The following is a 19,725-nucleotide window of genomic DNA, read 5'->3' as shown; positions in this document are numbered from 1 at the left end:
GCCTTCGCCAAGGGTAGTCAGTTCATCCAGTAACGCGCTGAGTTCCTGACGTTCGCCGGGGTGTTGCTGCCAGCGCTGCAAGAGGTTTTCGGCGTCGAGGAGGATGTCCATGCCCTGGGCGAGGAAGTTGTTGATCAGTTGCGGATCGCGCTTGATCCGCAGGCCGGTATTCGGCGCACTGAGGATCGATTCCAGACGCTCGGCGAGCAGGGTTTCCGAGCGTTTGATCAGCGACTGCGCGCCGACAATCGGCGCCAGCGGATCATGCTTGAGCTGACGCAGGCCGACGCGGAACAGGCCCTCGGCTTCGAGCAGCAACTCCACTTCGTCGAGGTCCAGCGGCAACTGATGTGCCTTGAACTCGCGGGCCAGTTGATCGAGCGGCGCAGCGAGTTCGGCAATCGGCAATACGCCGGCCATCGAGGCACTGCCCTTGAGCGTATGCAGTGCGCGCTGCAACTCGTCGCTGGCCTGCAACGGCACATGCTCGGCGGCCTGATCGAGGAAACGGTTGAGGCTGGCGAGGTGGGTTTCCGCTTCGTTGCGGAAGATCTCCAGCAACAGCGGATCGAGCGCCGCGACATCGTCGAGGTCTTCGGCGGCCAGCGGCTCGTCGCCCTTGGCCAAGGCGTGGGCGCGGGCGGCGAGTTGATCGACATCGCTGCGCTGACGTTGGCTGTTAGTGGCGAATTCATTGATCAGTTCCGGCAGCAACAGCACCGTGTCGGTGAGCAGTTGTGGCACCACCGCGCCCGGTTCGACGCTTTGTTCGAGTACACGGTTAAGCAGGTTCTCCACGGCCCACGCCAACTCACCGAGGATCAGCGCGCGGACCATGCGCCCGCTCCCCTTCAAGGTGTGGAAGGCACGGCGCAGTTCGGTCAGCGCATCGCGGTCCTGCGGATTGGCGGTCCAGCGCGGCAGATATTCGTGGAGGACTTCGAGGACTTCGTCGGTCTCTTCGAGGAACACTTCGCGCAATTCGTCGTCGACCGGTTCTTCATCGGCCGGTGGCGGCATCAGGCTGCCCGGGGTGATCAGGGCCGGTGGGTTCAGCGCCGAAACCGGGCTGGCCAGGACCTCAGCCAACGATTGGACAATCTCGGGGTCGTCCAGCGCCTGCATGTCCTGCATCACCAGCGCTTCGCTGGGGCTGAGCACGTCTTCGAGCACCGGTACATGCTGGGCGCCGGGCTGTTCATCGGGAAAGAAACCCAGACTGGCGAGGGACTTCTGCGCGACATCCAGCAATTGTTCGCCGGGGGCCTGTGGGTCGTCGCTCAAGCGCTCGAGGTAATACTCGAGGCTGCTGATGACATCGGCCAGATGATCGAGTTGTTCCCAACCCGGCTCATGCGGATCGAGCAGCAGATGTTCGCGGATAAAACCGTTGCAGGCCTCGACCAGACTCGCCGCCCGGTTCAGCGGAATCATCGCCAGCGCACCACGCACCTGAGTCAGCAACGCCGGCAACGGTTGCAGGTGCTGGCGATCCCAATCGGCGTCGATGTAGTCGACGATCATGTCCTTGGCCTGTTGCAGACAGATGCGCGCTTCCTTGATCACGATCTGATGGATCTGCGTCAGGTCGGTGGTCGGCAAACGCGCGTCTTCCGGGCTTTCCGGCTCTACGGTGCCGACCATCCCGGCCAGCGTCGCTTCGACGTAGAGCAGCGCGCCGGCAACGTCCATAAGGATCGCATCGTTCGGTTCGCGCTGGCCTTGGGCAAGGCTGAGCACCACGGCCAATTGATCGATGATGACTTTGCGCGGCTGGCCGAAACCGAGCACGGCGAGGGTGTCGGCGATCTGCCGCAACGGCGCCAGCAGGCTTTCCAGATCCGAAGTGTGCTGGCGGTCGCTGCGCACGAACAGGTCGAGGCGCTCCTTGACCCGCACCAGTTCCTCACACAGCGCTGCCAGCACCGAGCGCATCGCATCGCGGTCGGGGCCGGCCAGGCGTGCGCGTTCTTCGTCGACCATCGCGCTGTCGGGCAACGCGTCGTCCAGCGAGTAGCGATCTTTCATGGTCAGCATCTGCCCGGTGGGATGTTCGGCTTTGGCAATATAGAACAACAGGCTTTTCAGCAGCTCCGCCGGCGCCGGCTGATTGAGGCCAGCCATGCCTTGCTCAAGCAGGCGCTTGAGCTCTTTGTCGGCGTCCTTGAACAGACTGCGCAGCGCCGGGCTGTTGGCGATCACGCCTTCGCGCATGCCTTCGACCAGCGCCGAGGCGACTTGCCACAGCGGGCTCAGCGGCGAATCACCGCTCAGCGCTTCGAGGCGGGTGAAGACTTTCGCCAGATAATCGAGGTGTGTCCGGTCATCCTGTTCACGGAGCAAACCGACCAAAGCCATTTGCAGCATCTGGCGTAATTTACGCAGTACGTTCGGCAGCTCGGCAGGCTCCAGCAAGGCCAGCGCCTCTGCATTCAGTGGCGCCAGTTCAGGCAGTTGCGGGCTGAACAAACTGGTTTCCGAGAGCAGGCTTTCGCCCCGGGCGCTGCGCAGATCGTTGATCAGCGGCAGCACCACCAGCGGCAGATCACGCCGGGCGCTCTGCACGCGGTCGAGGTAGATCGGCAATTGCCCGAGCGCTTGCAACAACAGGTGCAGGGCTTCGTCGCGGTGGCTGACGCGTTCGTGTTGCAGGGCTTCAACCAGGTGCTCCATTTCTTCGGCGAGCAACGCTGCGCCGTAGAACTCGACCATCTGCAAACTGCCGTGGACCTGATGGATGTAATCCAGGCACTCGTCCAGCCCGGGAAAGGCCTGCGGATCATCGAGCACGGCTTCAATCGCCTGATGCGCCTGCTTCAGCGTTTCGGCAATTTCGCCTTTGACCCATTCGAGGGCCACATAGTCGTGCCGATCACCCATAACCACTCCACTCACGCTTTATCTGTCGCCGCCGGCAAGGTGAAGCCGGACACCGAGCGCCGCAGCTGACTGGCCATTTTCGTCAGGTTGCCGATGCTCTCGGCGGTGGCCGTGGAGCCGGACGAGGTCTGCGAAGTGATCTGCTGGATCACGTTCATCGTCAGCGAGATCTGCCCGGCGGAAGTCGTCTGCTGCTGCGCTGCGTTGGAGATGCTCTGAATCAGCGCCGCGAGGGTCTTCGATACGCCTTCGATTTCTTCCAGGGCCACACCGGCATCCTGCGCCAGTCGCGCGCCGCGCACCACTTCGGTGGTGGTTTGCTCCATGGAAATAACGGCTTCGTTGGTGTCGGTCTGAATGGCCCGCACCAGGGTTTCGATCTGCCGGGTAGCAGCGGACGAACGTTCGGCCAAGCGCTGTACTTCATCGGCGACCACGGCAAAACCGCGCCCGGCATCACCGGCCATCGACGCCTGAATCGCCGCGTTGAGGGCGAGGATGTTGGTCTGATCAGCAATGTCGTCGATCAGGCTGACGATGTCGCCGATTTCCTGAGAGGACTCGCCCAGACGCTTGATGCGTTTGGCGGTGTCCTGAATCTGTTCGCGAATGTTGTCCATGCCGTGGATGGTGTTGTGCACCACCTCGTTGCCCTTGTTGGCGATTTCCACGGAGCGCTCGGCGACCGCTGAAGACTCGGCGGCGTTGGCCGAAACCTGATCGATGGACTCGGCCATGTCGCTGATCGCCGTCGAGGCTTCGGAAATCTGCTGGGCCTGATGTTCCGAGGCCTGCGCCAGGTGCATGGCGGTGGCCTGGGTTTCCTGCACGGCAGCGGCGACCTGGCCGGCGGTAAGGTTGATGGTCGCGACCAGGTCGCGCAGTTGGTCGACGGAGTAGTTGATCGAATCGGCGATGGTGCCGGTGAAGTCTTCGGTCACCGAGGCGGTCACGGTGAGATCTCCATCAGCAAGGTCTTCGATTTCGTCGAGCAGGCGCATGATCGCGTTCTGGTTGCGCTCGTTTTTCTCGGCGGTTTCGCGCAACTGGCGATTGGTTTCGCGGACCATGACCATGCCGATCAGGATGATCGAGGCCAGCGCCAGTAAGCCGAGGACGTAGCCACCGATGGTGTCGGTGTTGCGCCCACCGGCAAGGTTTTCGAAACCGGTGGCCAGGTGCGAGGCTTCGTCGAGCAGGGTTTGCGAGAGGCTGAAGATGTTGCTCGCCGATTCGCGGACCTTGAACAGCTCCGGCGAGGTTTCGAGGATTTCATCGACCGAGCCGGAAACGAACTGGAACAGCTCGGAGATTTCACTCAGGCGTGCACGGGCGTCGTGGTCTTCGACCTGGCTGATTTTCAGGGTCGGGTTGCCTTGCAGCATACCGTTGAGCACTTGGCCGAAACGAGTGGCATCACGGCCAAAGGCATCGGCGGCTTGCTGCGAGTTTTCGTCACCGGCGAGCACGGTATTGACCGCGCCAAGGATGCGCTCGGCCAGCAGCGATTGACGCTGGGCCATCGCCACTTGCGCGGCTGGGGCGCCTCGCTGGAGGAGGATTTCGACGACTTTTTCGTATTCGATCTGCAACTGCGGCACGGTTTCGGCCAGGGTCGCGGCGACCTGATGCAGCGACAATACGGTCTGTTCGCTGGAGAGAATCGCGTCGGTGTTTTTCAGCAGGCGTTCCCAGTCGAGCTGCACGGCGCGCATTTCCGGGCGCACGGTAGCCGGGGCGGGAGGCAGGCCGGTGGCCGGATCACCCTTTTTCAGGTAACCCCAGCGCTGGGCGAAATCGTTGCGCGCATCGCTGAGCAACTTGAACGCGGCAGCCTTGCCGGCGGCGGCTTCGGTGGCGTTCTTGGCGATGCGTTGCGAGAGCACGCGCAGCTCACCGGCGTGGCCGATGTACTGTTTGTCGTAGTTCGCCTGGGTGTTGAGGTAAGCGAAGTTGGCGAACAGCAGCATGATGAACACGATCAGTGCGATGAACAGCACGATGATCTGCGAGCGACTGCGCGATCCTTCCGCCGGCTTGCCTGTTTTTGCTTTTGTCATCGGTCCTCGCCTGTTTGAAGCTCACCGGTAGAACCTGTAGGAGTGAGCCTGCTCGCGATTGAACGATAACGCGGTGTACTTGATACACCGCGGTGCCTGAATCGCGAGCAGGCTCACTCCTACAAGGGATCTTTGTTGTAACGGCTATATCGCGACGCTCATGAACACCGGGGACTTGGCCAGCGCAAACAGGCTGAACACCCGCCAGTTCTGTTCGCGGCGGAAATAGCCTTTGACGAATTCGGCCTTCGAGCCCTGGCGTTTGCTGATCGAGATCGGTTCGAAGCTGTCCTGCTCGAAATGTTGCAAGCCAATAACCTCATCGACCATCAACCCGGCAAATACATCACCATGCTCGACCACCAACACCCGCCGCTGTTTACGCAGCGGCGACAGCTCATGCCCGAAGAAACCGCACAGATCCATGATCGGCAGCAGCCGCCCGCGCAGGTTAGCCACGCCTTTGACCCACGGCTTGACCCCGGGCAACTGAGTGAAACGCGGTTCGTGCAGCACTTCGCTGACTTCGCCCATCGGTGCCACATACCAATGCTCGCCGAGGCGAAAGCCGATGCCGCTCCAACGATCCTGGCGCGCCGGTTGCGACGGCAGGTCCGCCGCCAGCAAGCGGCAGCGCTGGTCGATTTGCCAGAGCAGTTCGAACGCGGTCAGCGATTCGCTCATGGTCGCGCGATCAGCCTTTGAGCACGTTGTTCAGGGTCTTGATCAGAGTGTCTTCGTCGACCGGTTTGGTCAGGTAGTCCTTGGCGCCCTGACGGGTGCCCCAGACCTTGTCGGTTTCCTGATCCTTGGTGGTGATGATGATCACCGGGATGTGGCTGGTGTCGGCATCCTTGGTCAACTGGCGGGTGGCCTGAAAACCATTGAGACCGGGCATGACGATGTCCATCAATACCGCGTCGGGTTTTTCCTGACGGGCCAGGGCCACGCCGTCGGCGCCGTTTTCGGCCTTCAGCACTTCATGGCCGTGCTTTTCGAGCATGCCGGTCAGTTTGTACATTTCAGTCGGCGAATCATCGACGATCAGGATACGTGCCATGGTTTTCCCCATTTTTCTTGTCGACCCCCGGCCCGCTGGCCGCGTGTCTCTGTACGTGTCTTACTGCGGCAAAACGGCGGCGAAGCCCGGTACGTGGGCCTGGATCGCGTTGAGCAGCTCTTCCTTGCTGAAAGGCTTGGTCAAAAATTGATCAGAACCGACAATCCGCCCCTTGGCCTTGTCGAACAGCCCGTCGCGCGATGACAGCATGATCACCGGCGTCGCCTTGAACGCGCTGTTGTTCTTGATTAAAGCGCAGGTCTGATAACCATCCAGACGCGGCATCATGATGTCGACAAAAATGATCCCGGGATGGTTGTCGGCGATCTTCGCCAACGCGTCGAAACCGTCGATCGCGGTGATCACTTCGCACCCGACATTTTTCAACAATGTTTCGGCGGTGCGACGAATCGTTTTCGAGTCGTCGATGACCATGACCTTCAAGGCGCTGGACTGCTGTTCCATAAGAGGGCTCTACCGTCGCCTTTGCGAATCAATTTGTCCGTTTTGCGGTTATCAATGGCTCGAAACCCTTGATGTTCAAGGGCCAGCACGCTACGCCAGCCTTTTTAGCACAGTCTCCAGATGCAATCTATCGACGGGTTTTTCCTTGACCGAAAACCCGCCCGGCGCCACTCTGGCGGCACTTTTTCAATACCGATCCGGTAGCCAATTTTCGAGGAAAACCCAATGAGCGTTCGCGTCGGGATTGTCATGGACCCTATCGCCAGCATCTCCTATAAAAAGGATAGCTCGCTGGCCATGCTGCTGGCCGCGCAAAAGCGTGGCTGGGAACTGTTCTATATGGAACAGCGCGACCTGTATCAGGGTGAAGGTCAGGCCCGGGCGCGCATGAAGCCGCTGAAAGTCTTCGCCAACCCGGAAAAATGGTTCGAACTGGACGCCGAGCAGGACAACCTGCTGAGCGATCTGGACGTGATCCTGATGCGCAAGGATCCGCCGTTCGACATGGAGTTCGTCTACTCCACCTACCTGCTCGAACAGGCCGAAACCGCTGGCGTGCTGGTGGTGAACAAGCCGCAGAGCCTGCGCGACTGCAACGAAAAACTGTTCGCCACGCTGTTCCCGCAGTGCACACCGCCAACCGTGGTCAGCCGCCGCGCCGACGTGCTGCGCGAATTCGCCGCGAAACACGGCGACGTGATCCTCAAGCCGCTGGACGGCATGGGCGGCACGTCGATCTTCCGTCACCGCGCCGGTGATCCGAACCTGTCGGTGATTCTGGAAACCCTGACCGCCCTCGGTGGCCAGCAGATCATGGGCCAGGCTTACCTGCCGGCAATCAAGGACGGCGACAAACGCATCCTGATGATCGACGGCGAGCCGGTGGATTACTGCCTGGCGCGGATTCCGGCGCAGGGCGAGACCCGTGGCAACCTGGCTGCCGGTGGCCGTGGCGAAGCGCGTCCGCTGACCGACAAGGATCGCTGGATCGCTGCCCAAGTGGGCCCGACCCTGCGTGAGAAAGGCCTGCTGTTCGTCGGTCTCGATGTGATCGGTGAAAGCCTCACCGAAATCAATGTCACCAGCCCGACCTGCATTCGTGAAATCGACAACGCCTTCGGCACTGACATCGGCGGAATGCTGATGGACGCCATCGAGAAGAAGCTGCAAGCCGCCGGCAAACAGCCACAAGCTTGATGCACGTCACATGCAGTCTGTCGCTTGAAGCGTGAAGCCCAAGGCGTGAAACCAACATTGCGTTATCATGCGCAGCCTCTGAAAAACGCGATGTTGGTTTTCTTGTCATGACCCTCCCGTCCGATCTGCCCGCAGAACTCGCCCACCGTGGCGTGCGCCCGGCCGATCGCCTCGGATTTACCCTATTCCTCGCGGCGTTGATTCATTTGGCGCTGCTGCTCGGCGTCGGCTTCACGATGGTCGAGCCCAAGCAAATCAGCAAAACCCTGGAAATCACCCTCGCCACCTTCAAGAGCGAAAAGAAGCCGCAGAAGGCTGACTTTCTTGCTCAAGAGCATCAGGAAGGCAGCGGCACGCTGGACAAGAAGGCGATCCCCAAAACCACTGAAGTGGCGCCATTCCAGGACAATCAGGTCAAGAAAGTCACCCCGCCACCGGCCGCTAAACCGCAAGTGCAGGAAGCCGCGCCCAAGGCTGCGGTGACCACCGTCGCGCCGAAACCGAAAAAAGCGCCGACCAAGAAAGAGGAAAGCAAAACCGAGGTCAAACCGACGGTTGATGCGCCAGAATTTGACAGCTCGCAACTGTCCAGCGACATCGCCAGCCTCGAAGCGGAATTGTCCAAGGAACAACAGCTGTACGCCAAGCGCCCACGGATTCACCGTTTGAGCGCGGCGTCGACCATGCGCGACAAGGGCGCCTGGTACAAAGACGACTGGCGCAAGAAGGTCGAGCGCATCGGCAACCTCAATTACCCCGAAGAAGCACGGCGCAAGCAGATCTACGGCAATTTGCGCCTGATGGTCTCGATCAACCGCGATGGTTCGCTGTATGAAGTGCTGGTGCTGGAATCCTCCGGCCAGCCGCTGCTGGATCAGGCGGCGCAGCGCATTGTCCGGTTGGCGGCGCCGTTTGCCCCGTTTACCGGGGACTTGTCGGATATCGACCGTCTGGAAATCATTCGTACCTGGAAATTTGCTCGCGGTGACAAACTCTCCAGCAACTGACTCACCACAGAAACCTTGTGGGAGCGAGCTTGCTCGCGAAGAGGCCGGCACATGCACCATTGATATTGCCTGACCTGGCGCCTTCGCGAGCAAGCTCGCTCCCACATTTGATCTGCGTTGTTCTCTGATCCTCAGCTTGTCAGTTTGCCCCTTCGACGCCACACTAGCGCACATGAAAAACGTCAGCCCCAGCTACCTCAAGCATCAATTCCTGATCGCCATGCCACACATGGCCGACCCGAACTTTGCCCACACCTTGACCTACATCGTCGAGCACACGGCCAATGGCGCTATGGGGATTGTGGTCAACCGGCCGCAAGAGCTGAATCTGGCCGACATCCTTGAGCAACTGCGCCCGGACATCGACCCGCCAGCACTCTGCCAGCACGTACCGATCTTCATCGGCGGGCCGGTGCAGACCGATCGCGGTTTCGTGTTGCACCCGGCGGGCAAGACTTTCCAGGCCACCGCGCAACTGGACGGCGATCTGGCCCTGTCGACCTCGCAGGACGTGCTGTTCGCCATCGCCGACGGCGTCGGCCCGGCGAAAAGCCTGATTGCCCTCGGTTACGCCGGTTGGGAAGCCGGGCAACTGGAAGCGGAACTCGCCGACAACGCCTGGCTGAACTGCCCGTACGACGCCGACATCCTGTTCAACACCAGCAGCGAATTGCGTCTGGAAGCGGCGGCCCGGCACTTGGGGATCAACCTCAGCCTGCTGACCAGCCAGGCAGGTCACGCCTGATGGCCCTGCGCCTGATTCTCGGCTTCGACTACGGCACCAAACAGATCGGCGTCGCGGTCGGCCAGGTGATTACCGGCCAGGCCCGTGAGCTGTGCACCTTGAAGGCACAGAACGGCGTTCCCGACTGGAACCAGGTCGAAGCCCTTATAAAAGAATGGAAACCCGATGCCGTTGTTGTCGGACTGCCGCTGAACATGGACGGCACGCCGAGCGACATGTGCGTACGCGCGGAGAAATTCGCCCGCCGCCTCAACGGCCGCTTCAACCTGCCCTTCTATACCCATGACGAGCGTCTGACCACGTTCGAGGCCAAAGGCGAGCGCCTTGCCCGTGGCGGCCAGAAAGGCAGTTACCGCGACAACCCGGTGGACGCCATCGCCGCCGCGCTGCTGTTGCAGGGCTGGCTCGATGAAAACACTGCATTGTTTGAATCCTGACAAGCGCTTCGGCGCTTTTCTTTTGAGTGAAAAACCGAGTTGCGTCCAAGGACCCGACTCGCCCCCAACAAGGAGCAACCATGAGCCTGCCAAATCCCGCCGATCTGATCAGCCAGATGGCGACCCGCCTCAAGGCGCACCTTGCCCAGCGTGACATCACTGAACCGCGTTACATCGGCATTCGCACCGGCGGCATCTGGGTCGCGCAGGCCTTGCTCAAGGAACTGGGCAGCGACGCGCCACTGGGCACGCTGGACGTGTCTTTCTACCGCGACGACTTCAGCCAGAACGGCCTGCACCCGCAAGTGCGCCCGTCCGCCCTGCCCTTCGAGATCGAAGGCCAGCATCTGGTGCTGATCGACGACGTATTGATGAGCGGCCGTACCATCCGCGCTGCCATGAACGAATTGTTCGACTACGGCCGCCCGGCCAGCGTGACCCTGGTCTGCCTGCTGGACCTGGACGCCGGCGAGCTGCCGATCCGCCCGAACGTGGTTGGCGCGACTTTGTCGCTGGCCGCTCACGAACGGGTGAAGCTGTCCGGCCCCGAGCCGCTGACGCTCGAACTGCAAGACTTCAACCTTTAATCCGCCCTATTGAGAGTCCCCCTCGCGATGACGCCTCTAGATACCAAGCGCCCGCTGCAGCTCAATGATCAGGGCCAGCTGCGCCACTTCCTCTCGCTCGACGGCCTGCGCCGCGAGTTGTTGACGGAAATCCTCGACACTGCCGACTCGTTCCTCGAAGTCGGTGCCCGGGCGGTTAAGAAAGTCCCGTTGCTGCGCGGCAAGACCGTGTGCAACGTGTTCTTCGAAAACTCCACGCGCACCCGCACCACCTTCGAACTGGCGGCCCAGCGGCTATCGGCGGACGTGATCACCCTGAACGTGTCGACCTCGTCGGCAAGCAAGGGCGAAACGCTGCTCGACACCCTGCGCAACCTTGAAGCCATGGCCGCTGACATGTTCGTCGTGCGCCATGGCGATTCCGGCGCCGCGCACTTCATCGCCGAACATGTCTGCCCGCAAGTGGCGATCATCAACGGCGGCGATGGCCGTCATGCGCACCCGACGCAGGGCATGCTCGACATGCTCACCATCCGTCGGCACAAGGGCGGTTTCGAAAACCTCTCGGTGGCCATCGTTGGCGACATCCTGCACTCGCGGGTGGCGCGCTCGAACATGCTCGCGCTGAAGACCCTCGGCTGCCCGGACATCCGCGTGATCGCGCCGAAAACCCTGCTACCGATCGGCATCGAGCAATACGGCGTGAAGGTTTACACCGACATGACCGAAGGCCTGAAAGACGTCGACGTGGTGATCATGCTGCGCCTGCAGCGTGAACGCATGACCGGCGGCCTGCTGCCGAGCGAAGGCGAGTTCTACCGCCTGTTCGGCCTGACCACCGCGCGTCTGGCCGGGGCCAAACCCGATTGCATCGTCATGCACCCGGGGCCGATCAACCGGGGGGTGGAGATCGAGTCCGCAGTGGCCGACGGCCCGCACTCGGTGATCCTCAACCAGGTGACCTACGGCATCGCGATTCGTATGGCCGTGCTGTCCATGGCCATGAGCGGGCAAACCGCGCAGCGTCAATTCGAGCAGGAGAACGCCCAGTGAAGCTCAGCATTCTCGGCGCACGCGTCATCGATCCAAGCAGCGGCCTGGATCAAATCACCGACATTCATGTTGAAGCCTGCAAGATCGTCGCCCTCGGCGCGGCCCCGGCGGGTTTCACGGCAGTTGAAACCATCGACGCCCAAGGCCTCGTTGCCGCTCCGGGCCTCGTCGACCTCAACGTTGCCCTGCGCGAGCCGGGCTACAGCCGCAAAGGTTCGATCATCAGTGAAACTCGCGCAGCGGCTGCCGGCGGTGTGACCAGCCTGTGCTGCCCGCCGAAGACCAAACCGGTGCTCGACACCTCCGCCGTGGCCGAACTGATCCTCGACCGCGCGCGCGAGGCCGGCAACACCAAGGTGTTCCCGATTGGCGCACTGAGCAAAGGTCTGGACGGCGAGCAACTGGCTGAGTTGGTGGCGCTGCGCGACGCTGGTTGTGTGGCGTTCGGCAACGGTCTCGAAAGCTTCCGCAACACCCGCACCCTGTGCCGGGCGCTGGAATACGCGGCGACCTTCGACCTGACGGTGATTTTCAACTCGCAGGATCATGATCTGGCTGAAGGTGGTTTGGCTCATGAAGGCGCGGTGGCCAGTTTCCTCGGTCTGCCGGGGATTCCGGAAACCGCTGAAACCGTGGCCCTGGCTCGGGATCTGCTGCTGGTCGAGCAGACTGGCGTGCGTGCGCACTTCAGCCAATTGACCAGCGCTCGCGGCGTGGCGCTGATCGCTCAGGCGCAGGCCCGTGGTTTGAAGGTAACGGCGGATGTCGCGCTGTATCAGCTGATTCTGACCGACGAAGCATTGATCGACTTCAGCAGTCTGTATCACGTGCAGCCACCGCTGCGTACGCGTGCTGACCGCGATGGTTTGCGTGCAGCGGTGAAGTCCGGTGTTGTGTCGGCGATCTCCAGCCATCACCAGCCGCACGAGCGTGACGCCAAACTGGCACCGTTCGGCGCGACCGAGCCGGGCATCAGCAGTGTAGAGCTGTTGCTGCCGTTGGCGATGACGCTGGTTGAGGATGGCTTGCTGGATCTGCCGACCTTGCTGGCGCGTTTGAGCGCAGGCCCGGCTGAAGCGTTGCGGTTGCCGGCGGGCAAACTGGCGGTGGGTGGGGCGGCGGATATCGTGCTGTTCGATCCGCAGGCGTCGACGGTGGCTGGTGAGAACTGGTTGTCGAAGGGTGAGAACTGCCCGTTCATCGGGCACACTTTGCCGGGCGTGGTTCGCTATACCTTGGTGGATGGGCGGATCAGCCACAAGGCTTGATACCGCGTCGCCCCATTCGCGAGCAGGCTCGCTCCCACTTTGGATCTGTGAACGACACAAATCCCCTGTGGGAGCGAGCTTGCTCGCGAAGCATTATTGGAAGGCACCTCTGCCCTCGGCGTTGCGCACGGAAACCTGATCATTCAGCGTCCAGAAGTCATACAGCACCCCCAGAAAGAACAACCCGCCTGTCAGCAGATAGATCAGTCCGCTGATCCACTTGCCTTGGTACATCCGGTGCACACCGAGCGCGCCAAGGAACGTCAGCAGAATCCACGCCACGTTGTACTCGATCGGCCCTGCGGTAAAACGCAGATCGGCCTCGCGATCCATCGCCGGGATCAGAAACAGGTCGATCAGCCAGCCAATACCCAGCAAACCGAAGGTAAAAAACCAGATCGTCCCGGTCACCGGTTTGCCGTAATAAAAGCGGTGAGCGCCGGTAAAACCGAAAATCCACAACAGATAACCGATGATTTTGCTGTGCGTATCTTGCTGCTGAACAAATTGTTGATAGGGGTTCATGAAGACCTCGATTCACACGATAGATAAATATTCTTGAATTCTTTGTGACTTTTTTACAGGTAGCCGACGTACGGCAAATGTTACCGTTGCTACCGTCAAAGCCTTATAGCACCTGACTTCTGTCCGACAATTGCGTCCATTTGCCGCTTATTTGGTTCCGTTGGCTGCCAACTGAATCGACCAACGGACTCGGAATGAAAAAAAACTCTGTTATAAAGTTGCGCGCTATCACTGAAGAGCCACGCCTAATGCGACCATTTTTCAAGACATGGCTAACCATCTGCCTATTAATGCCACTGGCCGCCCACGCCACCAATCGTGAGCAACGTCTTCCTAACGTTAACGGCTTTACCCCTAAATCCCATGCTTCGGCTCCATCGAGCAAAAGCAGCAAAAGCAAAACCACTACGCTGAGCAGCAAGAGCCACAGCAAGCTGGTGCCACCGATGGCGAGCAAGGAAAGCAGCAACGTGCTGAGCCGTGCAGTCAACGTCCTCGGTACACCTTATCGTTGGGGCGGCAGCAGCCCAAGTAAAGGTTTCGATTGCAGCGGCCTGGTGAAATACGCGTTCAACGACGCCACGTTCGACCTGCCACGCACCTCGAACGCCATGGCCAGCGGTCATGGCGAGAAAGTCGAACGCAAGGATCTGAAGCCGGGCGACCTGATTTTCTTCAACATCAAGAGCCGCCGGGTCAACCACGTTGCCATCTACCTGGGCAACGATCGCTTCATCCACGCCCCGCGTCGCGGCAAAGCGGTGAGCATCGATACGCTGAACAAGCCGTACTGGCAGCAGCATTACGTGGTTGCCAAGCGGGTGTTGCCGAAAGAACAGAGCCAGATGCGCGTGGTTCAGCGCTAACACCATACCGATCATTCCCGCGCTCCGCGTGGGAATGCCTCAATGGACGTCCGCGTCCGCTTCGGCAGGGACGCAGAGCGTCCCGGGCTGCATTCCCACGCAGAGCGTGGGAACAATCACTCCCTCAGAAATTATCCGGCGTCCGCGCCTTCTCCCGCGCATGCTCGCGGCTGATCAAGCCCTTGGTCACCAGTTCCTTCAGGCACATGTCCAGTGTCTGCATGCCCAACGACCCACCCGTCTGAATCGCCGAATACATCTGCGCCACCTTGTCTTCGCGGATCAGGTTACGGATTGCCGATGTGCCCAGCATGATCTCGTGCGCCGCCACCCGCCCGCCGCCGATCTTCTTGATCAGCGTCTGCGAAACCACCGCCAGCAACGACTCCGACAGCATCGAGCGGACCATCGACTTCTCGTCACCCGGGAATACGTCGACCACCCGGTCGATGGTTTTCGCCGCTGAAGTGGTGTGCAAGGTGCCGAACACCAGATGCCCGGTCTCAGCAGCGGTCAGCGCCAGGCGAATGGTTTCCAGATCACGCATCTCGCCAACCAGAATCACGTCCGGGTCTTCGCGCAACGCCGAACGCAAAGCAGTAGCAAAACTGCGGGTATCACGATGGACTTCGCGCTGATTGATCAGGCATTTGCGCGATTCGTGGACAAATTCGATTGGATCTTCAATGGTCAGGATGTGGTGATGGCGATGGGTGTTGAGGTAATCGATCATCGCCGCCAGCGTGGTCGACTTGCCGGAACCGGTCGGGCCGGTCACCAGCACCAGCCCGCGCGGCGCGTCGGTGATCTTGCGAAAGACATCACCCATGGCCAGGTCTTCCATGCTCAGCACTTTCGACGGAATCGTACGGAATACAGCGCCGGCGCCACGGTTCTGATTAAAGGCATTTACCCGAAAACGCGCGACACCCGGCACTTCGAAGGAAAAGTCGGTTTCCAGATGTTTCTCGAAGTCGACCCGCTGGGTGTCGTTCATGATGTCGTAGATCAGTTCGTGCACTTGCTTGTGGTCCAGCGCCGGCAGATTGATCCGCCGCACATCGCCATCGACACGAATCATCGGCGGCAGACCGGCCGACAGGTGCAAGTCGGAAGCGCCTTGTTTGGCGCTGAAGGCCAGCAGTTCAGTGATATCCATAGCGCTCCTCAATTCCAGTAGAATGCCGCGAACCTTCAGACCGCTGGCGCCTCTTGATGTCCACGATAGCAGACAACATTCTTCAGGTTGGTTCGCGCATCCAGACCGCGACCCAAGCCGCACACCGTCCTGAAAACAGCGTCCAGTTGCTCGCCGTGAGCAAGACCAAACCCGCCCAGGCCCTGCGCGAAGCGTATGCCGCCGGCCTGCGGGATTTCGGCGAGAACTACCTGCAGGAAGCCTTGGGCAAACAGCTCGAACTGGCTGACCTGCCCTTGATCTGGCACTTCATCGGCCCCATTCAATCGAACAAGACTCGCGCCATCGCCGAGCATTTCGACTGGGTGCACTCCGTGGATCGCCTGAAAATCGCTCAACGTCTGTCCGAACAGCGCCCGGCCGAGCTGCCGCCGCTGAACATCTGCATTCAGGTCAACGTCAGCGGTGAAGCCAGCAAATCCGGTTGCACGCCGGCTGACCTGCCGGCATTGGCCGCCGCGATCAGCGCACTGCCACGGCTGAAACTGCGCGGCTTGATGGCAATTCCCGAGCCGACCGACGATCGCGCCGAGCAAGACGCGGCCTTCGCCGCGGTGCAGAAATTGCAGGCCGGCCTCGATCTGCCGCTCGACACACTTTCCATGGGCATGAGCCACGACCTCGAGTCGGCCATTGCCCAAGGCGCCACCTGGGTGCGTATCGGTACGGCCCTGTTTGGCGCCCGCGATTATTCCCAGTCTTGAACGTTTCCAGATAAGGACCACACATGAGCAACACACGTATTGCGTTTATCGGTGCGGGCAACATGGCGGCCAGTCTGATCGGCGGCCTGCGCGCCAAAGGTCTGGAAGCTGCACACATCCGTGCCAGCGATCCGGGCGAAGAAACCCGCGCCAAAGTCAGCGCCGAACACGGCATCGAAACCTTTGCCGATAACGCCCAGGCCATCGACGGCGTCGACGTGGTGGTGCTGGCGGTCAAGCCGCAAGCCATGAAAACCGTGTGCGAAGCGATTCGCCCGAGCCTGAAACCCAATCAACTGGTGGTGTCGATTGCTGCCGGTATCACCTGCGCCAGCATGACCGCGTGGCTTGGCGAGCAGCCGATCGTGCGCTGCATGCCCAACACCCCGGCGCTGCTGCGTCAGGGCGTCAGCGGTTTGTACGCGACCCGCGAAGTGACCGCCGAGCAACGTCAGCAAGCTGAAGAGCTGCTGTCCGCTGTCGGCATTGCTCTGTGGCTGAAAGAAGAGCAGCAACTGGACGCGGTCACTGCCGTATCCGGCTCCGGCCCGGCGTATTTCTTCCTGCTGATCGAAGCCATGACCGCCGCGGGCGTCAAACTCGGCCTGCCGAAAGACATCGCTGAACAACTGACCCTGCAGACCGCACTCGGCGCCGCACACATGGCGGTTTCCAGCGACGTTGACGCCGCCGAACTGCGCCGTCGCGTGACCTCGCCAAACGGCACCACGGAAGCTGCAATCAAGTCATTCCAGGCCAATGGCTTCGAAGCCCTGGTCGAAACCGCACTCGGCGCCGCCGCGCACCGCTCGGCCGAAATGGCCGAACAACTGGGCAAATAAGGAGCCTTACATGATTGGATTGAACACTGCAGCGGTTTACGTGCTGCAAACCCTCGGCAGCCTGTACCTGCTGATCGTGCTGCTGCGTTTCGTACTGCAACTGGTACGCGCGAACTTTTACAACCCGCTGTGCCAGTTCATCGTCAAAGCGACCCAGCCGCTGCTCAAGCCACTGCGTCGGATCATCCCGAGCCTGTTCGGCCTCGACATGTCGTCGCTGGTATTGGCGATTCTGGTGCAACTGGCGCTGATGGCGCTAACCCTGCTGCTGACTTACGGCACCACCGGCAATCCGCTGCAACTGGTGATCTGGTCGCTGATCGGCGTGACCGCGCTGTTCCTGAAGATCTTCTTCTTCGCCCTGATCATCAGCGTGATTCTGTCGTGGGTCGCGCCGGGCAGCCACAATCCGGGGGCTGAACTGGTCAACCAGATTTGCGAGCCGGCGCTGGCGCCGTTCCGCAAAATCCTGCCGAATCTCGGCGGCCTGGACCTGTCGCCAATCTTCGCCTTCCTCGCGCTGAAGCTGATCGACATGCTGGTGATCAACAATCTGGCGGCGATGACGATGATGCCGGAAATCCTCCGTCTGCTGATGTGAGCTGGTTTCGATGGGACGGTGACGACTTGATCCTCGAGTGTCACCTGCAACCGGCAGCCCGCAGCGATGACTTCGCCGGGCTGCACGGTGATCGTTTGAAGATTCGCCTGACTGCGCCGCCGGTCGAGGGCAAGGCCAATGCTTATCTGATGGGTTTTCTGGCCAAGGCGTTTGGCGTTTCGAAGAGCCAGGTCAGTTTGCTCAGTGGTGAGTTGAACCGGCAGAAGCGGGTGAAGATTTGTTCGCCGAAGAAGCTGCCGGATCTGCCTGACCTGGTGCGCTGATCGTTCCCACGCTCCGCGTGGGAATGCATCCCGGGACGCTCCGCATCCCCCGCCGAAGCGGACGCGGAGCGTCCAATGTGGCATTCCCACGCAGAGCGTGGGAACGAGCGCAGGTAGTTGCTTGCCGCTAACCCCCCCGGTCTTTAGACTTACGCCTCATTTCAACGAGAGCAGGGTCGATGCCAACTGCCTTTCCCCCCGATTCTGTTGGTCTGGTGACGCCGCAAACCGCGCACTTCAGCGAACCGCTGGCCTTGGCCTGTGGCCGTTCGCTGGCCGCCTATGACCTGATCTACGAAACCTACGGCACGCTGAACGCGCAGGCGAGCAACGCCGTGCTGATTTGCCACGCCTTGTCCGGCCACCATCACGCTGCCGGTTATCACAGCGTCGACGACCGCAAACCCGGTTGGTGGGACAGCTGCATCGGCCCCGGCAAACCGATCGACACCCATAAATTCTTCGTGGTCAGCCTGAACAACCTCGGCGGCTGCAACGGCTCAACCGGCCCGAGCAGCATCAACCCGGAGACCGGCAAACCGTTCGGTGCCGACTTCCCGGTGCTCACCGTGGAAGATTGGGTGCACAGCCAGGCGCGTCTCGCTGACCTGCTCGGCATCGGCCAGTGGGCGGCGGTGATCGGCGGCAGCCTCGGCGGTATGCAGGCGTTGCAATGGACCATCACTTATCCGGATCGCGTGCGGCACTGTCTGGCCATCGCCTCGGCGCCGAAGCTGTCGGCGCAGAACATCGCCTTCAACGAAGTCGCGCGTCAGGCGATCCTCACTGACCCGGAATTCCACGGCGGCTCGTTCCAGGAAGCCGGCGTGATTCCCAAGCGCGGCTTGATGCTGGCGCGCATGGTCGGCCACATCACTTACCTGTCCGACGATTCGATGGGCGAAAAATTCGGCCGTGGCCTGAAGAGCGAAAAGCTCAACTACGACTTCCACAGCGTCGAGTTCCAGGTCGAAAGTTACCTGCGCTATCAGGGCGAAGAGTTCTCCGGACGCTTCGACGCCAACACCTATCTGTTGATGACCAAGGCACTGGATTACTTCGATCCGGCGGCGAACTTCGACGATAATCTGGCGAAAACCTTTGAAAACGCCACGGCCAAGTTTTGTGTGATGTCGTTCACCACCGACTGGCGTTTCTCCCCGGCCCGTTCGCGGGAACTGGTGGATGCGCTGATGGCGGCGCGCAAAGACGTCAGCTATCTGGAAATCGATGCTCCGCAGGGCCACGACGCCTTCCTGATTCCGATCCCGCGCTACTTGCAGGCGTTCGGCAATTACATGAACCGCATCACGCTGTGAGAAAGCCATGAGAGCTGATCTGGAAATCATCCAGGAATGGATCCCCGCCGGCAGCCGCGTCCTCGACCTCGGTTGCGGTGACGGCGAGCTGCTGACCTGGTTGCGCGACAACAAGAACGTCACCGGTTATGGCCTGGAAAACGACGCCGAGAACATCGCCGAGTGCGTGGCCAAGGGCATCAACGTCATTGAGCAGGATCTGGACAAGGGGCTGGGCAACTTCGCCAGCAACAGTTTCGACATCGTCGTCATGACCCAGGCCCTGCAAGCCGTGCACTACCCGGACAAGATCCTCGACGAAATGCTCCGCGTCGGTCGCCAGTGCATCATCACTTTCCCCAATTTCGGTCACTGGCGCTGCCGCTGGTACCTGGCGAGCAAGGGCCGCATGCCGGTCTCCGAGTTCCTGCCGTACACCTGGTACAACACGCCGAACATTCACTTCTGCACCTTCGAAGACTTTGAAGCACTTTGCCGCGAACGTGATGCGAAGGTCATTGATCGGCTTGCCGTGGATCAACAGCACCGTCACGGGTGGGCCAGTAAGCTATGGCCTAATCTGTTAGGTGAGATCGGTATCTACCGCGTCAGCAGCCCGCAGCTTGCAGACCACAAAGTCGCGGTCTGAATCCCGTCATTTCGAGGAGC

At 60.8% G+C, this 19,725-nt stretch carries 21 protein-coding genes; 14 read left to right on the top strand and 7 right to left on the bottom strand.

All coding sequences use genetic code 11. From position 1 onward, the window contains the following. From ACWR1S_RS18080 to pilG, 5 genes are all read right to left on the bottom strand, one after another. The coding region (locus ACWR1S_RS18080) for an Hpt domain-containing protein (protein ID WP_454564437.1) at window positions 1-2,880 on the bottom strand (2,880 nt) is incomplete at its 3' end. An 11-nt stretch (window positions 2,881-2,891) separates the two neighbouring features. Beyond that, window positions 2,892-4,940, bottom strand: a complete 2,049-nt coding sequence (locus ACWR1S_RS18075) for a methyl-accepting chemotaxis protein (RefSeq protein ID WP_454564436.1) — start codon at window positions 4,938-4,940, stop codon at window positions 2,892-2,894. Window positions 4,941-5,084: 144 nt separating this feature from the next. Then, window positions 5,085-5,624, bottom strand: coding sequence for a chemotaxis protein CheW (locus ACWR1S_RS18070; protein ID WP_007913675.1), 540 nt, complete (start codon window positions 5,622-5,624; stop codon window positions 5,085-5,087). 10 nt (window positions 5,625-5,634) lie between these two features. Beyond that, entirely contained in the window at window positions 5,635-6,000 is a 366-nt protein-coding gene (gene pilH, locus ACWR1S_RS18065) for a twitching motility response regulator PilH (protein ID WP_007913674.1), read from the bottom strand. A gap of 60 nt (window positions 6,001-6,060) precedes the next feature. Further along, window positions 6,061-6,465 (bottom strand): twitching motility response regulator PilG, encoded by a 405-nt coding sequence (pilG, locus tag ACWR1S_RS18060; RefSeq protein ID WP_007913673.1) that lies wholly within the window; start codon window positions 6,463-6,465, stop codon window positions 6,061-6,063. A 225-nt stretch (window positions 6,466-6,690) separates the two neighbouring features. Here pilG and gshB point away from each other — a divergent pair, with 225 nt between their 5' ends. From gshB to ACWR1S_RS18025, 7 genes are all read left to right on the top strand, one after another. Beyond that, the gene (gene gshB, locus ACWR1S_RS18055; protein WP_454564435.1) at window positions 6,691-7,662 is read left to right on the top strand and encodes a glutathione synthase; all 972 of its coding nucleotides are present in this window, start codon (window positions 6,691-6,693) and stop codon (window positions 7,660-7,662) included. A gap of 107 nt (window positions 7,663-7,769) precedes the next feature. After that, a complete protein-coding gene (locus ACWR1S_RS18050) occupies window positions 7,770-8,669 on the top strand; it encodes an energy transducer TonB (protein WP_454564434.1) in 900 nt (299 codons plus the stop codon). A gap of 172 nt (window positions 8,670-8,841) precedes the next feature. Further along, a complete protein-coding gene (locus tag ACWR1S_RS18045) occupies window positions 8,842-9,414 on the top strand; it encodes a YqgE/AlgH family protein (protein ID WP_016985971.1) in 573 nt (190 codons plus the stop codon). Beyond that, window positions 9,414-9,851 carry a Holliday junction resolvase RuvX gene (gene ruvX / locus ACWR1S_RS18040; RefSeq protein ID WP_064589634.1) on the top strand — a complete coding sequence of 146 codons (438 nt, stop codon included), beginning with the start codon at window positions 9,414-9,416 and terminating at the stop codon, window positions 9,849-9,851. Before ACWR1S_RS18045 ends, ruvX begins: the two co-directional genes overlap by 1 nt. 80 nt (window positions 9,852-9,931) lie before the next feature. Next, a complete protein-coding gene (gene pyrR, locus ACWR1S_RS18035) occupies window positions 9,932-10,438 on the top strand; it encodes a bifunctional pyr operon transcriptional regulator/uracil phosphoribosyltransferase PyrR (protein ID WP_064116261.1) in 507 nt (168 codons plus the stop codon). 27 nt (window positions 10,439-10,465) lie between these two features. Then, window positions 10,466-11,470, top strand: coding sequence for an aspartate carbamoyltransferase catalytic subunit (locus ACWR1S_RS18030; protein WP_007913665.1), 1,005 nt, complete (start codon window positions 10,466-10,468; stop codon window positions 11,468-11,470). Then, window positions 11,467-12,738 carry a dihydroorotase gene (locus ACWR1S_RS18025; protein ID WP_454564433.1) on the top strand — a complete coding sequence of 424 codons (1,272 nt, stop codon included), beginning with the start codon at window positions 11,467-11,469 and terminating at the stop codon, window positions 12,736-12,738. The genes ACWR1S_RS18030 and ACWR1S_RS18025 overlap by 4 nt, the downstream gene beginning before the upstream one ends. Window positions 12,739-12,831: 93 nt before the next feature. Here ACWR1S_RS18025 and ACWR1S_RS18020 read toward each other — a convergent pair whose 3' ends face one another. Beyond that, window positions 12,832-13,263, bottom strand: coding sequence for an NINE protein (locus tag ACWR1S_RS18020; RefSeq protein ID WP_007913651.1), 432 nt, complete (start codon window positions 13,261-13,263; stop codon window positions 12,832-12,834). A 248-nt stretch (window positions 13,264-13,511) separates the two neighbouring features. On the opposite strand from ACWR1S_RS18020, the gene ACWR1S_RS18015 reads away from it, so the two are divergent. After that, window positions 13,512-14,129 (top strand): C40 family peptidase, encoded by a 618-nt coding sequence (locus tag ACWR1S_RS18015; RefSeq protein WP_016985978.1) that lies wholly within the window; start codon window positions 13,512-13,514, stop codon window positions 14,127-14,129. Window positions 14,130-14,253: 124 nt separating this feature from the next. Here the strand turns inward: ACWR1S_RS18015 and ACWR1S_RS18010 are convergent, their stop codons facing one another. Beyond that, window positions 14,254-15,288: a type IV pilus twitching motility protein PilT gene (locus ACWR1S_RS18010; RefSeq protein WP_041063525.1), complete on the bottom strand. Its 1,035-nt coding sequence runs from the start codon at window positions 15,286-15,288 to the stop codon at window positions 14,254-14,256. Window positions 15,289-15,344: 56 nt separating this feature from the next. Here ACWR1S_RS18010 and ACWR1S_RS18005 point away from each other — a divergent pair, with 56 nt between their 5' ends. The 6 genes from ACWR1S_RS18005 (at window position 15,345) to metW (ending at window position 19,705) form a co-directional block, all read left to right on the top strand. Next, entirely contained in the window at window positions 15,345-16,031 is a 687-nt protein-coding gene (locus tag ACWR1S_RS18005) for a YggS family pyridoxal phosphate-dependent enzyme (protein ID WP_454564432.1), read from the top strand. 23 nt (window positions 16,032-16,054) lie between these two features. Beyond that, complete coding sequence (gene proC / locus ACWR1S_RS18000) at window positions 16,055-16,873, top strand: pyrroline-5-carboxylate reductase (protein ID WP_454564431.1); 819 nt, start codon at window positions 16,055-16,057, stop codon at window positions 16,871-16,873. A 10-nt stretch (window positions 16,874-16,883) separates the two neighbouring features. After that, entirely contained in the window at window positions 16,884-17,474 is a 591-nt protein-coding gene (locus tag ACWR1S_RS17995) for a YggT family protein (protein WP_064388077.1), read from the top strand. After that, window positions 17,471-17,758: a DUF167 domain-containing protein gene (locus ACWR1S_RS17990; RefSeq protein ID WP_095121519.1), complete on the top strand. Its 288-nt coding sequence runs from the start codon at window positions 17,471-17,473 to the stop codon at window positions 17,756-17,758. The genes ACWR1S_RS17995 and ACWR1S_RS17990 overlap by 4 nt, the downstream gene beginning before the upstream one ends. Window positions 17,759-17,937: 179 nt before the next feature. After that, the gene (metX, locus tag ACWR1S_RS17985) at window positions 17,938-19,077 is read left to right on the top strand and encodes a homoserine O-succinyltransferase MetX (protein WP_454564430.1); all 1,140 of its coding nucleotides are present in this window, start codon (window positions 17,938-17,940) and stop codon (window positions 19,075-19,077) included. Between the two features lie 7 nt (window positions 19,078-19,084). Further along, on the top strand, window positions 19,085-19,705 hold the full coding sequence (gene metW, locus ACWR1S_RS17980; protein ID WP_454564429.1) for a methionine biosynthesis protein MetW: 621 nt from the start codon (window positions 19,085-19,087) through the stop codon (window positions 19,703-19,705). Window positions 19,706-19,725 lie beyond the last annotated feature (20 nt).

Source organism: Pseudomonas sp. AIG (assembly GCF_977020205.1).
This window is presented reverse-complemented; position numbering and strand designations above follow the sequence as displayed.

Bases quoted from the DNA above. Each gene is read 5' to 3' on its own strand.
- metX (WP_454564430.1), top strand. From the start codon at position 17,938: ATGCCAACTGCCTTTCCCCCCGATTCTGTTGGTCTGGTGACGCCGCAA.
- ACWR1S_RS17995 (WP_064388077.1), top strand. From the start codon at position 16,884: ATGATTGGATTGAACACTGCAGCGGTTTACGTGCTGCAAACCCTCGGC.
- metW (WP_454564429.1), top strand. From the start codon at position 19,085: ATGAGAGCTGATCTGGAAATCATCCAGGAATGGATCCCCGCCGGCAGC.
- ACWR1S_RS18075 (WP_454564436.1), bottom strand. From the start codon at position 4,940: ATGACAAAAGCAAAAACAGGCAAGCCGGCGGAAGGATCGCGCAGTCGC.
- ACWR1S_RS18020 (WP_007913651.1), bottom strand. From the start codon at position 13,263: ATGAACCCCTATCAACAATTTGTTCAGCAGCAAGATACGCACAGCAAA.
- ACWR1S_RS18005 (WP_454564432.1), top strand. From the start codon at position 15,345: ATGTCCACGATAGCAGACAACATTCTTCAGGTTGGTTCGCGCATCCAG.
- pilH (WP_007913674.1), bottom strand. From the start codon at position 6,000: ATGGCACGTATCCTGATCGTCGATGATTCGCCGACTGAAATGTACAAA.
- ACWR1S_RS18015 (WP_016985978.1), top strand. From the start codon at position 13,512: ATGCGACCATTTTTCAAGACATGGCTAACCATCTGCCTATTAATGCCA.
- ruvX (WP_064589634.1), top strand. From the start codon at position 9,414: ATGGCCCTGCGCCTGATTCTCGGCTTCGACTACGGCACCAAACAGATC.
- pyrR (WP_064116261.1), top strand. From the start codon at position 9,932: ATGAGCCTGCCAAATCCCGCCGATCTGATCAGCCAGATGGCGACCCGC.
- ACWR1S_RS18070 (WP_007913675.1), bottom strand. From the start codon at position 5,624: ATGAGCGAATCGCTGACCGCGTTCGAACTGCTCTGGCAAATCGACCAG.
- ACWR1S_RS18010 (WP_041063525.1), bottom strand. From the start codon at position 15,288: ATGGATATCACTGAACTGCTGGCCTTCAGCGCCAAACAAGGCGCTTCC.
- ACWR1S_RS18045 (WP_016985971.1), top strand. From the start codon at position 8,842: ATGAAAAACGTCAGCCCCAGCTACCTCAAGCATCAATTCCTGATCGCC.
- ACWR1S_RS18050 (WP_454564434.1), top strand. From the start codon at position 7,770: ATGACCCTCCCGTCCGATCTGCCCGCAGAACTCGCCCACCGTGGCGTG.
- pilG (WP_007913673.1), bottom strand. From the start codon at position 6,465: ATGGAACAGCAGTCCAGCGCCTTGAAGGTCATGGTCATCGACGACTCG.
- gshB (WP_454564435.1), top strand. From the start codon at position 6,691: ATGAGCGTTCGCGTCGGGATTGTCATGGACCCTATCGCCAGCATCTCC.
- proC (WP_454564431.1), top strand. From the start codon at position 16,055: ATGAGCAACACACGTATTGCGTTTATCGGTGCGGGCAACATGGCGGCC.
- ACWR1S_RS18030 (WP_007913665.1), top strand. From the start codon at position 10,466: ATGACGCCTCTAGATACCAAGCGCCCGCTGCAGCTCAATGATCAGGGC.